The organism is Paraburkholderia sp. 31.1 (genome assembly GCF_014397645.1).
GTDB lineage: Bacteria > Pseudomonadota > Gammaproteobacteria > Burkholderiales > Burkholderiaceae > Paraburkholderia > Paraburkholderia tuberum.
On record NZ_VZQN01000050.1, the window covers coordinates 13,171 to 26,035 of the forward strand.

Here is a 12,865-nt window from a genome sequence, read left to right on the forward strand (position 1 = left end):
AAGAGATGGCACTGCAATCACTGGACATCAGACGCGTTTCGGCCACCACCACGCAGCCGCCGGTGATTCGCGAGCCGGCCACGGGCACGGTCGCGAAGCTCATTGACGTGTCGAAGTGCATCGGCTGCAAGGCGTGTCAGACGGCTTGCATGGAGTGGAACGATCTGCGCGACGAGATCGGCGTGAACGTGGGCGTCTACGACAACCCGCCCGATCTCACCGAGCATTCGTGGACCGTCATGCGGTTTGCCGAGTACGAGAATTCCGCCGGCGATATCGAATGGCTGATCCGCAAGGACGGCTGCATGCACTGCGAGGACCCGGGCTGTCTGAAGGCCTGTCCGGCGCCGGGCGCGATCGTGCAGTACACGAACGGCATCGTGGATTTCCACCAGGAGAACTGCATCGGCTGCGGCTTCTGCATCGCCGGCTGCCCGTTCGACATCCCGCGTATGTCGAAGAAGGATCACCGCGTATACAAGTGCACGCTGTGTTCGGATCGTGTGGCGGTCGGCCAGGAGCCGGCGTGCGTGAAGACCTGCCCGACCGGCGCGATCATGTTCGGCACCAAGGAGGACATGAAGCAGCAGGCCGAGGACCGCATCGTCGATCTGAAGGAGCGCGGTTTTCAGAACGCTGGCCTGTATAACCCGGACAAGGTCGGCGGCACGCATGTGATGTACGTGTTGCACCACGCCGACCGGCCCTCGCTGTATCACGGCCTGCCGGACGATCCGCGTATCAGTCCGCTGGTCTCGTTGTGGAAGGGCATCGCCAAGCCGATCGGGCTCGCCATTATGGGGATCGCCGCGCTCGCGGGCTTCTTCCACTACACGCGCGTCGGCCCGAACGAGGTGTCCGAGGCCGACGAAGCCGCAGCCGTCAAGGAAGCCGAAGAAGCACGCCGTTCGCGGGAGGGTAGGCAATGAACCACTCTGAGCACACCGACTTCACGGACGTAAAGGGCAACCGACTGATCGTGCGCTATACGCCGAACGAGCGCACGAATCATTGGATCACCGCGATCTGTTTCATCCTGCTTGCGCTGTCCGGTCTCGCGCTGTTCCATCCGTCGATGGCGTTTCTGTACGTGGTACTCGGCGGCGGGCAGTGGACGCGGATTCTGCACCCGTTCATCGGCTGCGTGATGTTCATCTCGTTCCTGATTCTTGCGTTGCGCTTCTGGCATCACAACTATCTGGACCAGGCGGATATCCAGTGGATGAAGCAGATCGGCGACGTGCTGAACAATCGCGAGGAACGCCTGCCCGCAATCGGCAGGTACAACGCCGGGCAGAAGCTGCTGTTCTTCGTGATGGTGATCTGTATGCTGCTGCTGTTGCTGAGCGGCATCGTGATCTGGCGGCGCTACTTTTCGTTCTATTTCCCGATTGGTGTGATCCGGCTCTCGGCGCTCGTGCATGCCGTGACGGCATTCCTGCTGATCGTCGGCATCATCGTGCATATCTATGCGGCGCTGTGGGTCAAGGGCTCCATAGGTGCGATGACGCGCGGCACCGTTACCTATGGCTGGGCGCGCAAGCATCATCCAAACTGGTTCAGGGAAATCATCGGCAAGTAAAGTATGCTCAATCGGCGCTGCCCCAGCGCATGTTTCAATGCGCCGCACGCAGCGCCCCTCGCGCCGGGCCGCCGCGCCTCGTCGATGACGGGCGGCGGCCCTTCAGTTTTCAGAGGTCGATATCTTGACTCAACGCATTCTCGAAGCCGCCGACATCGAGTCGCTCGATCCCTCGGCAATACCCCGCATCCGCATGCCCGAGCGGCTCGCGGTGTTCGCGCCGCGCGCCGCGCGCCTGCGTCAGCTCGCCTCGCGCGGCAATCCGATCGCCGGCTACCTGCGGCTGATGGCGGCGCTCGCCGATGCGCAGCAGGCGGTGCTCGCGCACTTCAAGGCCCAGCCGCCGAGCCCCGAGCTGATCGCGAGCGCGCAGCAGTATTCGATGCCGCTGATTCCGGCGCTGTCCGGCGCGCGCGATCCGGCGTGGCGCGACGTGCTGCTACAACTGCTCGACAGGATCGAAGCGGCGGGTCCCCCGTTGACGCCGCCGCTCGTGGCGTTGTTCGCGCGCCTGCGCTCGCTCGACGTCGCCGCGCTCGAAGCGCAGGCCGACGCGATCTTCGCGCAGCGCTTCGCCGACGTCGAGCCGGCGAGCGCGCCGTTCATCATGGCCGCGCTGCAGGTCGTATGGACCGACCTCGCCGCCGACATCGACAAGCGCGCCGTACCGTACCTCGACACGCCGGGCCTGTGCCCGGTGTGCGGCTCGCATCCGGTGGCGAGCACGCTGCGCATCGGCGGCGCGTACGACAACTATCGCTATCTGCAATGCGGATTGTGCGCGACCGAATGGCATATGGTCCGTAGCAAATGCTCGAACTGCGATTCGACGAAGGGCATCGCGTACCAGGTAGCCGGCTCGCCCGACGCCGACGCAGCCGCGCGCGAAGCCGAATCGAAAAACGCCGCGCTGAAGGCGGAGTCGTGCGACGAATGCCATACTTACCGCAAGATCGGCATCCAGGCGAAGGACTACGAGTTCGATCCATTCGCGGACGACCTCGCGAGCCTCACGCTCGATCTGCTGATGGGCGCGGAAGGTTACCGGCGCGCGTCGCCGCATCCATGGCTGTGGCCGGAGCAGACGGCCGGCGCGGCCGAAACGGAGGGCGAGGAGTCGGCCTGACGGCGACCTGACCGGAGCCAAGTTCAAAACGACATAAGGATCGCTCGTGAGCGATGTGAGCAGCTCGGCATTGCGCGCGCTGATGGCGCGCGTGCCGTCGGTGGACAAGGTGTTGGCGTCGGAAGAGTTCGTGCCGCTCATCGGCGCATACGGCCGCACCCAGGTACTCAACGCGCTGCGCGACGCGCTCGATGCGTGGCGCATCAGCGCGCAATCGGGCGATGCGGCGGCCAACCCGGCGGTGAGCGCGCTCGATACCGCGCAACTGCATGCGACGGTCGCCGCGGCGCTGCTCACGCGTAACGCGTCGCGGCTGCGCAGCGTGTTCAATCTGACCGGCACCGTGTTGCACACGAACCTCGGCCGCGCGCTGCTGCCCGATGAGTCGGTGCGCGCGGTGATGAGCGCGCTCACGCAACCGGCCAACCTCGAGTTCGATCTCGCCACCGGCACGCGCGGCGACCGCGACGATCTGATCGACGATCTGATCTGCGAGCTGACCGGCGCCGAAGCGGCGACCATCGTCAACAACAACGCCGCCGCAGTGCTGCTCACGCTGTCCGCGCTCGCGGCGAAGAAGGAAGTGGTGGTGTCGCGCGGCGAACTCGTCGAAATCGGCGGCGCGTTTCGCATTCCCGACATCATGAGCCGCGCGGGCGCGAAGCTGCGCGAAGTCGGCACGACGAACCGCACCCATCTGAAGGACTATGAACAGGCGATCAACGCGCGTACCGCGCTGCTGATGAAAGTCCACGCGAGCAACTATGCGATCAGTGGCTTCACGAAGGAAGTCGGCATCGAAGAGATCGCGCCGCTCGCGCACGCGCGCGGGCTTGCGGTCGCCGTCGATCTCGGCAGCGGCACGCTCGTCGATCTCGCCGAATGGGGCTTGCCGCGCGAGCCGACGGTGCGCGAGACCGTCGCGGCCGGCGCCGATCTGGTCACGTTCAGCGGCGACAAGCTGCTCGGCGGCCCACAGGCCGGGTTGATCGTCGGGCGGCGCGATCTGATCGCGAAGATCAAGAAGCATCCGCTGAAGCGCGCACTGCGGGTCGGCAAGCTGACACTCGCGGCGTTGGAGCCTGTGCTCCAGCTGTATCGCGCGCCGGAGAAGTTGACGGAGCGGCTGACCACGCTACGGCTCCTCACGCGGCCCGCCGAAGATATTCACGGCGCCGCGCAGCGCGTGTTACCGGCGCTACAGCAGGCGATCGACGCGCGCTACACCGTGGCCGCGGAGCCGATGTTCAGCCAGATCGGCAGCGGCGCATTGCCCGTCGACGTGCTGCCGAGCTATGGCCTCGTCATCAGGATGACCGACGGCAAGCGCGGCGGCCGTCATCTGCTCGCGCTCGAAAAGCAGTTGCGCGAGATGGCGCGGCCGGTGCTCGGCCGGATCGCGGACGACGCGTTGCGGCTCGATCTGCGCTGCCTCGAAGCCGCCGACGAAGCGCAATTGATCGCACAGCTGATCGCGCAACCGAAAAGCAACTGAAGGACGGGCACGCATGATCGTCGGTACTGCTGGGCATATCGACCACGGCAAAACGAGCCTCGTGAAGGCACTCACCGGCGTCGACACGGACCGGCTCAAGGAAGAAAAAGCGCGCGGCATTTCGATCGAGCTCGGCTACGCGTACGTGCCGCTCGACAATGGCGACGTGCTCGGTCTGATCGACGTGCCGGGCCACGAAAAGCTCGTGCATACGATGACCGCGGGCGCGAGCGGCATCGACTTCGCGCTGCTCGTAATCGCCGCCGATGACGGCGTGATGCCGCAAACACGCGAACATCTGGCGATCGTCGAACTGCTCGGCATCCGGCGCGGCGCAATCGCGTTGACGAAAGTGGATCGCGTCGACGACGAGCGCCTGCGCGAAGTGCGCGATGAAGTGAGCGCGTTCGTCGCTGGCAGCGTGCTGCGCGACGCGCCGGTATTCGATACCTGCGCAACGCGCGCGGGCGATGCGGGCGTCGCCGCGCTGAACGCGCATCTGCGCGAGCAGGCCGCCGCATGGCGCATGAAGCGCGACGACGGCCTGTTCCGCCTCGCCGTCGATCGCGTGTTCACGCTCGCAGGGCAGGGCACGATCGTCACCGGGACCGTGGTGGCGGGCAGCGTGAGCGTCGGCGACACGATGCTGCTCGCGCCGAAAAACGAATCGGTGCGCGTGCGCAGCATCCACGCGCAGAATCGCCCCGCCGAAACCGGTCGCGCCGGCCAGCGTTGCGCGCTGAATCTGGCGGGCATCGAGAAGAGTGCGATCGAGCGCGGCGACTGGATCGTCGATCCGCGACTGTCGCAAGCGAGCGAGCGCATCGACGTCGCGTTGACGCTGCTCGCCGACGCGCCGCACGCGCTCGAACATTGGGAGCCGCTGCACGTGCATCTCGGCACGCAGCATCAGGTTGCGCATGTCGCGCTGCTCGAAGGCGACACGCTCGCGCCCGGTCAGCGCGCGCGCGTGCAACTCGTGTTCGAGCTGCCGCTGTGCACGGTGCCGGGCGATCGCTTCGTCGTGCGTAACGCTCAGGCCAATCGCACGGTGGGCGGCGGGCACGTGCTCGATGCGTTCGCTCCGGCGCGCAAGCGGCGCTCGCCGGAACGCTTCGGCTGGCTCGACGCGATGCAGTCGCTGCTCGACACCGGCTCACTCGACGCGCTGTTCGCTCGCGCGCCGCACGGTTTGTCGCGGGCGTTGCTGGAGCGCCTCACGGGGATGCCGGCGGCGGCGCTCGCGTTGCCCGCCGCGACACGCACGATCGAACTGCCGGGCCATGACGCGCTGCTGGTCGCGGACGCGACATGGCACACGCTCGAGGGGCGCCTGACGAATGCGCTCGCGCAATATCACGAGCGCTCGCCCGACGAACTCGGCCCGGACGTGTCGCGCTTGCGGCGCATCGCGGCGCCACTGGTCGACGACGCGCTGTGGCGCGCGCTGGTCGACGATGCGGCGGCGCGTGGCGAGCTCGTCAGACGCGGACCGTGGCTGCATTTGCCCGACCACGCCGTGACGCTCGACGCCGCCGATCAGGCGCTTGCCGCGACGCTGCTGCCCGAGATCGAGGCGGGGCGTTTCGATCCGCCGTGGGTGCGCGAGCTCGCGAACGCGCACGGTGTGCCGGAGGAGCGCGTGCGTCAGTTGCTGCGCAAGCTCGCGCGTCAGGGCGAGCTGTTCCAGGTCGTGCATGACCTGTTCTATCACCAGAAGGTGATTCGCGAACTTACGTCGATCGCGGCGGCGGAGGCGCACAAGAACGGCGGCACCGTGGCGGCCGCGCCGTTTCGCGACGCGACCGGGCTCGGCCGAAAACGCGCGATCCAGCTTTTGGAGTTCTTCGACCGGGTTGGGTATACTCGCTTCCACCGTGGCCTGCACCTCGTGCGCACGGATAGCCGCTGGCTCGATCTGCCTTGATCTGGCTGGCGGTCTGTTTCTATCGGGCTCGCGTCATTCAATCACCGTAGGAAGGCATTCGTATCCGGTGGTGCGGCTGGGCTTCAAACCCAGTTGGGGGCGTCAGACGCTCTCGGGTCGGTTCGACTCCGGCTGCCTTCCGCCACAAGGATTTCCCGGGATTCAATGGAGCCTTTGTTAAGGAACGGGAGAAGGTAATGAGCGAACTGGCGCTGATGGGTATAACGGCAGGCTCGCTTTTTCCTGGTCTAGATGGCGCGTGCGAAGAGTTACGTGAGCGATTGTTCCCCCTCTAGCAGCGGACCCAAGAAGCGGGCTGTCCTCACAGTCCGTTGCCTCGGCTCGCGAATGTGTGACCGCGACAGGCCCAGTTCGCCTCATCGACCAATGTCATCGCGCAGCGATTGACCGCTCCTCGTCCTCGTCGCCATGCGAGCGGCTGCAAACCGGTGCATGCCGACGTCCGAATGTCGGAACGACGGTGCGGTCGGATGACGCTTCCTGGCCGGTTGCTGCCCGATCAACATCGGTTGCGGTCGGCACACCGGCGGCGTGCGTTGCGGGTGCGGGCGCGTTCCGGCCCCCGTTATCGAAGTGCGCCGGTGGAAAGAAAACCTTCGCCCGAGGTTTCCGGTGAGACCGGTAAATCTTTTTGCACCCCCACCCGGTGACCTGCCTACGTCGCCACGAGGCGCCACCGGGCTCGTGATGGCTATGCAAGACGTTCGCGCATCTGTTCGTAAATCTCGCTCGGGACTGACGAGCGGTTCCAGTAGACGCTACGCGGAAACTGGTGGACGAATAGCGGCCTGTCCGCCGGCCCCAATGCCGGGAGCCAGTACCATGCGCCCCGCCCAATGACTACCAGTGCGCCGCGCAATAGCGCCGCTCGGGCGTGATTGAGTGCCAGCATCATCGAAGGCAGCACCAACCGCTTCGACCGGTCCAGCGCGACGCTCGCCCACGGATGGATCTGAAGAAGTGCAACGCGGCCCGACACGCGCTGCGCACCGAACTCGGCAATGAGGTCGGCAAAGCGCGGCGCGCTGTAGGTGTGCATACCTCTTGGCGCATCAGGATGCAGCGAGGCGTAAGGCCAGCCGTCGACATGGAAGCGGTGATCCTCGAACTTGCTCGTATCGCCAAAGCCGGGGTTGTTCATCAGGATGACGATGCTCGCATTCGCGACATCGCCCTCGAACGGTTGGGGCCCGAGTTCAGTGTGCAGCCGGTAATCATCATTCAGCCGCGGGATCGCGTGATAGCGCGCAATGGCCTCACGGTCGAGTTCAGCGAGATGGTCGGGATCGAAGTAAAGCATCGGAGTCAGTAGTTGCGCGACGGCCATTCTACGCGACGTCCATCCGCGCGCCGGTAGCAGGCTTGATCTGCGCGAGCAGGCATTTGGACCGCCGACAGCGCCGGGGATCGCATACAGACGCGCAGGGACGCCCGCGCGGTCGGTACGTAGTAGACGCAGGAGCGGCGTCGCGAAGCCGTCAGACGGCAACAGATCGTTCACTCTCGAATCGTTCGTTGCGTACTCCTGATATAATTGCGATTCGCTAGTGCATCAAAAAGTATTCGTAATGCGAAGGTCGGGGGTTCGATTCCTCTTTCCGGCACCATCAAGTTTCAAGCAAAAAGCCCAGTCCTCGCGACTGGGCTTTTTGTTTTCTGGAGTCTGTGTAGGCGCTGTGTAGGCATTTCACGTCAACTAGATGTGTTTTCGGACGGCCAGGTTCTCGAATATTTCACGAACTGTCGGCCGAGTCTAGCCTGGTGCATCTGGCCGAGTTCGACCCGAAGCTGCCCTAGGCCTTTGCCGACGTCCGACGAGGCTCGCTTCTACGTCAGCAATTCGGCGGGTTGCAGACGTTGGCGGCATCGCGTCGCGGGGCGGGCCGCTTCCTGCATTGGCCGAATCACACACTTTCGACCCGTAGCTCGATCGTCGCTTTGCCGCACTAACATCTTGCCTGCGGGATGCACCGGTCATTCGCCCATCGCCTGACGCTCGTCACTTTGCTTTCTCGGTTTAGGCAACCGAACCTATCTGCAACACTCGCGGGCGGTCTGTCGGTCGCGCTGTCCACTCGCTGTCAACAAATGCATGCCACTTGTGCCTTCCGATCAAACCAAAGACAGCCTCATGGGTTTGCCGGTGGTGGAGGTTGCGATACTGGTTGTACGGGAGAGTCAACGGGGGCCGCAAGATCTTTGATAAATCCGACAGCGCCAGCCGTAAAAAGAGCCCCTACAATAAATGCAAGAAGCGGCAGAGGGTTATCCTGAGTGTCTGCCTCGAAGTAGACTCCTGCGTCGACTAGTTCGAAGAAGTGTTCGAGGATGTCTGGGTGACTGCCAGCTTCATCAACCGTTCTACTGGAATCGCCGGGTAATAAGACGGCCGCAAGTGCTCCACGTGTTGTTTTGTAAAGGCCCAAATTTCCTTCGTCGCCCGGAACGACAAGGCCAAATGCAATGATGTAGTTTTCGCCAACGAGTTTGCCGTGTTCCTGCATAGACACATGCCAACTCCAACTACCATCGGATTTGATCGTTACCTCGATGGTGCCGGTCATGGACCCTGCGTTTATGTCTGCTTTGCTGTAGAGCAGCGGGTCGTAAACACTGATGCCAATCCCAAGTTCCCGCGAGCCAGTCTGCCAACTTACTCCGAGCAACGCTTCGAACCCTCGCATCGGAGGTGCATTCTGCGCCACGTTAAATTGCAAAGGGATGGTGCGCTCCTCACCTTGGCCGAGCGTGGTGGTGACATTGGTCATGGTGACGCCGTTAGGCAGGAAGTCACCACTAATCGTCACATCCATCGCTTCAGCTGGGCCTCCGATCCGGATCAACGTTGCGTTCGCATTGACTTGCTGCCCCTTAAGCGCTTCGAATCCTCCGTCCACAGTGACAACGACAGACCCAGTATCCCCTAGTAATGTGACGAGCGCCTGAGCAGGAATGCGGACCGTCCACGGTGCCGAAGGTCCCGCAACCTGAAGCGTGTTATTAAATCGGTCGTTTTCATCCGGACCGGACGCGAAACTGACGTCTATTGTGATGTCCTGACCTTCGCGTATGTCAATTGATCCTTCTGTGGTGGTCTGGTCTACTTCGCGAACAACGGCGAACTTATTTCCGAAATTCTTCCAGACATGCGTATAGGTTGTCAGTCGGTCAACTGTGAACCGCGGGAGGAGGAGGTTTTCGGGCGCATGACTTTGATCGGCCCACACCACGTTCAATGTTGTATCGTTCGGCGAGGTCAACGTGATACGAGCGCTTCGTTTTTCTTCCGGCATTAGTTCACCGAAGTCGATCCTCTGTGGCTGATACTCGGGCGTGAATGTACCTTGGGCCACGCCCATCACCGCACCCCAGGTACTGGGTTTGGGATCCGTTACTACGGTTGTCGTCGTAAGTGTGGCGACTGCGCTCTTTGAGCCGGTTACGACAAGCGACGACGCCATCGGCACATTCCCGCGTGTGCGCGCACCATGCTCCGCCCGTGGTAATGTGACCCAATCGCGGCTGAGTAGTTTTCCTAAAGTTTCTGAAGAAACTAACCCTTCTAGGCTGGCAACCGGCAAGACGCCGGTTTGCACCCCGCGTAGACGTGTCGCGATTGCGACGGGGGATTCCATTCTTAATTTTCCCCAGTCTATAACCTGGAACGATTGATGCGTGCCGCGATCACGGTTTTGGTGTTTGTCCGCTTTAGGCTTCATTTTCGACCTCATGTAGTGGGTTTCGAAAACCGGCGGTCTGAAGTTCCTCTCTGCCGTTCAAGCGGATGGATTGCGAGCGCCGATGGCTGTTTCTAAGGGGCGCTGCGGGCGAACGTTACATGTGGGCAGACGCGGGGACTGGTCTGTATGCGCTTTCGATGCTAATCAGCTTAGCTTCTGTAAATCAAATTGCAAGATAGTTTCACTTAGCGATCAAACCGCTGCCCGAACTTGCCCACCGTGAATTCCACGTGTAAACTGCGCCGGCCATTTAACGCCAAGAAGCGAGGAGCAGTTACTCCCGGCTCGTCAACGAACTTTCCGTCATCTAAACTTGCACATGGCTAGGATTTCGCTGCCCCCCATCTAAACGGCTCGTTTTGCTATCCGGCAAGCACGGCGAAATAAATGTGCGAACGGCCGGAAGATGAAGCACAGCTGCCTGAGCACGTCAGACTCTCGAACGAAGGCAAAGGCCGACTTCCTTCCATCCGGCATCCGGCGGGTTCCGAAGTGAACCGGCCATTGCAATGGCGGCCTTCTGTGTTGCGCGAATGGCAACTATTGGCCGGCAGTACGCGTTCACGCAAGTCGCCGGAAAGCCGGCGTTGAGGATTCCAACGTCGGATCTCAAAAACGCTCATCGAACAGGTCCTATCGGCCATTAGGCGACGCCCGAAGCCTACGCATACGGGACGTCGGTTTGTCCGCTTCACAACAATCAACAGCCGCCTACCGCTCAGAGTCCACGCGGGCAGCTAGAGGCAACGCGGGTTTTCGTTTCTTCTCGCGGCGTGCAACTGAATTTGCTATCGAGTTCCTTAGAAATTCATCAGGCGGCTGATATTGCAAACACTTCAGTGCTTTCCGACAGCCTCCGGGTTATTGCTGCTCGCCCGTCGTCGCCCGAGGGTCGTCAAAAGCATGTTGCGCACGACTGCGAGTGCCTGTTCCGGTGCATGCGAGGCATCAAACCCATGCACAAAATCCGTCAGACGCCATTCAGCCTGCATCAAATCATTGGATCCGCTCATGGATCAATGCTCCGCGGAAGGTTCGAGGTTGCCGGTGGTCTCCACTTTTCCCCTCGCGATACCAAGCGCCTCGCGCAGCACTAATAGATCGCCGATGTGGTTGGCCAGCAGCAGGATCAGCCGCGCGTTGAGCGTTGAACTCTGCTCATCGGTGAGGTCACGATGAGCATCGATGAGCGCCTCGTAAAAATCGTCGCCGGGAACGAACGAATAGAAATAGCGTTTGCCGGGTTCAGCAAAATTGGGCTGCGTAGTCAGTGCCATTGTGAGTCCTTCAATCGTTGCACGTCGCGCGGGCAATCGCACTCCGTACCTTCATCGGGTCAAGCTCGCGCCAGCGTGCCGCGACATGCTGGTCGGGCCGCACTAGATAGACGCTCCCGGGAGCGAGATCGTATCGCTCGCGGATGCGCCCCTTGACGTCGATGAGCGTGGGAATGCCGCTAGGGGCGCTGCCACCTTCCGCCACCACAACCGCTTCGACCGGAATCGGCGCATCCGAAAGTTCGACGAGCGCCTGAACAGTCGCCGCATCGAGCGCTGACGCGTCCTTCGTGAAAAGGAGTAGCGCGAAGCGGTCACCGAATGCACCGAGCAGCCATGATTGACCGCCACCGGTCACCGGCGCATCGGCCATCGGCGCCCCCGGCACCATGTTGCCGGCGAACCTTGACGCATCCGGCGTGTTAAGACTCGAGTCGATCAGGATGGTGGGCACCGAGAGACGGCCAGAGTTCACCAGCGCCCGTGCAAAAGGCTGCTCCCCGGCCAGCCCCAGTAGAGCATCACGGAACGTTTTGCTGATGTTGCTTTTCGGGGTAATGAAATCCGTCGAGCGCGTCGAGTTCCTGATGTTGTCGTCAGCAGCCAGCCCGCGCTCTTCCGTGTAGGTGTCGAGCAGCGCCGACGGCGCCTTGCCTTCCATAACGAGCTTGAGCTTCCATACCAGGTTGTCGGCGTCCTGTATGCCCGAATTGGCACCCCGCCCCCCAAAAGGAGAAACCTGATGCGCGGAATCGCCGACAAAAAGCACGCGGCCATGGTTGAAGCTGCCCATGCGCCGGCACTGGAACGTGTAGATGCTCACCCATTCGAGCTCGAACTCTCGGTCGTCGCCCAGCATCGCTTTGATGCGCGGGATGACATTCTCTGGCTTCTTTTCCTCTTCGGGGTCGGCCTGCCAGCCAAGCTGGAAGTCGATCCGCCAGACGTTGTCGGCCTGACGGTGTACGAGCGCCGACTGATTACGGTGAAACGGCGGATTGAACCAGAACCACCGCTCCGTGGGGTAGTCGGCGTTCATGACCACATCGGCAATCAGGAACCGATCCTTGAAGATTTTCCCGTCGATGTCCAACCCAAGGAGGGTGCGGATCGGGCTGCGCGCGCCGTCCGCAGCGACGAGCCATTCCGTATCCAAGGTGTAGTCCCCCGCAGGGGTCCTGACCTGAAGCGTCACCTCATGGCCCTGCGGCATAACGCCGATCACCTCGTTCTTGAAACGGATCTCGAGATTCGGCAACTCGCGAGCGCGTCGAAGCAGAAACTCTTCGAGGTAGTACTGCTGAAGGTTAATCATGCCCGGCCGATGATGGTCGGGCTCCGGGCTGAGATTGAAGTTAAAAACTTCCGTCTCGTCAAAGAATGTACGGCCGACGTTCCAAGACACGCCCTTTTCCATCATCGACCCACTGCAGCCGAGTCGGTCGAAGATCTCGAGCGTGCGTTTGGCGTACGCCACCCCGCGTGAGCCGAGTGAAACAGTGTCGTCGTTGTCCAGGAGAAGCACCGGCGTCCCCTGGGCGGCCAGGTCAATAGCGGTAGTGAGACCAACCGGACCGGCGCCGACCACGACCACCGGGTAGTGCCCATGGGGAACGCCATTGAGCTCAGGCGGACGCACAAATTCGAATTTCTCGTACTGATAGGTACTATGCACTGTCAATGTCTCCAGATTACAA

At 62.2% G+C, this 12,865-nt stretch carries 10 protein-coding genes and 1 tRNA gene; 6 read left to right on the top strand and 5 right to left on the bottom strand.

All coding sequences use genetic code 11. The annotated features are described in order from the left end of the window. Window positions 1-5: 5 nt before the first annotated feature. The 6 genes from fdxH to F6X37_RS30080 all read left to right on the top strand — a co-directional run bounded on the left by fdxH (window position 6) and on the right by F6X37_RS30080 (window position 6,275). On the top strand, window positions 6-929 hold the full coding sequence (gene fdxH, locus F6X37_RS30055) for a formate dehydrogenase subunit beta (RefSeq protein ID WP_090808548.1): 924 nt from the start codon (window positions 6-8) through the stop codon (window positions 927-929). Beyond that, window positions 926-1,582: a formate dehydrogenase subunit gamma gene (locus F6X37_RS30060; protein ID WP_090808550.1), complete on the top strand. Its 657-nt coding sequence runs from the start codon at window positions 926-928 to the stop codon at window positions 1,580-1,582. Before fdxH ends, F6X37_RS30060 begins: the two co-directional genes overlap by 4 nt. 124 nt (window positions 1,583-1,706) lie before the next feature. Beyond that, entirely contained in the window at window positions 1,707-2,708 is a 1,002-nt protein-coding gene (fdhE, locus tag F6X37_RS30065; RefSeq protein ID WP_187613814.1) for a formate dehydrogenase accessory protein FdhE, read from the top strand. A 46-nt stretch (window positions 2,709-2,754) separates the two neighbouring features. Then, window positions 2,755-4,203, top strand: a complete 1,449-nt coding sequence (gene selA, locus F6X37_RS30070; RefSeq protein WP_187613815.1) for an L-seryl-tRNA(Sec) selenium transferase — start codon at window positions 2,755-2,757, stop codon at window positions 4,201-4,203. A gap of 13 nt (window positions 4,204-4,216) precedes the next feature. Then, on the top strand, window positions 4,217-6,130 hold the full coding sequence (selB, locus tag F6X37_RS30075) for a selenocysteine-specific translation elongation factor (protein WP_187613816.1): 1,914 nt from the start codon (window positions 4,217-4,219) through the stop codon (window positions 6,128-6,130). A 49-nt stretch (window positions 6,131-6,179) separates the two neighbouring features. Beyond that, window positions 6,180-6,275: transfer RNA gene (locus F6X37_RS30080), tRNA-Sec, on the top strand. Window positions 6,276-6,842: 567 nt separating this feature from the next. Here the strand turns inward: F6X37_RS30080 and F6X37_RS30085 are convergent. The 5 genes from F6X37_RS30085 to F6X37_RS30105 form a co-directional block, all read right to left on the bottom strand. Further along, window positions 6,843-7,652: a hypothetical protein gene (locus F6X37_RS30085; protein WP_187613817.1), complete on the bottom strand. Its 810-nt coding sequence runs from the start codon at window positions 7,650-7,652 to the stop codon at window positions 6,843-6,845. 628 nt (window positions 7,653-8,280) lie between these two features. Continuing rightward, window positions 8,281-9,870: a hypothetical protein gene (locus F6X37_RS30090; protein WP_187613818.1), complete on the bottom strand. Its 1,590-nt coding sequence runs from the start codon at window positions 9,868-9,870 to the stop codon at window positions 8,281-8,283. A gap of 857 nt (window positions 9,871-10,727) precedes the next feature. Further along, entirely contained in the window at window positions 10,728-10,904 is a 177-nt protein-coding gene (locus F6X37_RS30095) for a hypothetical protein (RefSeq protein ID WP_184061838.1), read from the bottom strand. 3 nt (window positions 10,905-10,907) lie between these two features. Next, entirely contained in the window at window positions 10,908-11,168 is a 261-nt protein-coding gene (locus tag F6X37_RS30100; protein WP_187613819.1) for a DUF2783 domain-containing protein, read from the bottom strand. A 10-nt stretch (window positions 11,169-11,178) separates the two neighbouring features. Next, entirely contained in the window at window positions 11,179-12,843 is a 1,665-nt protein-coding gene (locus F6X37_RS30105; protein ID WP_187613820.1) for an FAD-dependent oxidoreductase, read from the bottom strand. Window positions 12,844-12,865 lie beyond the last annotated feature (22 nt).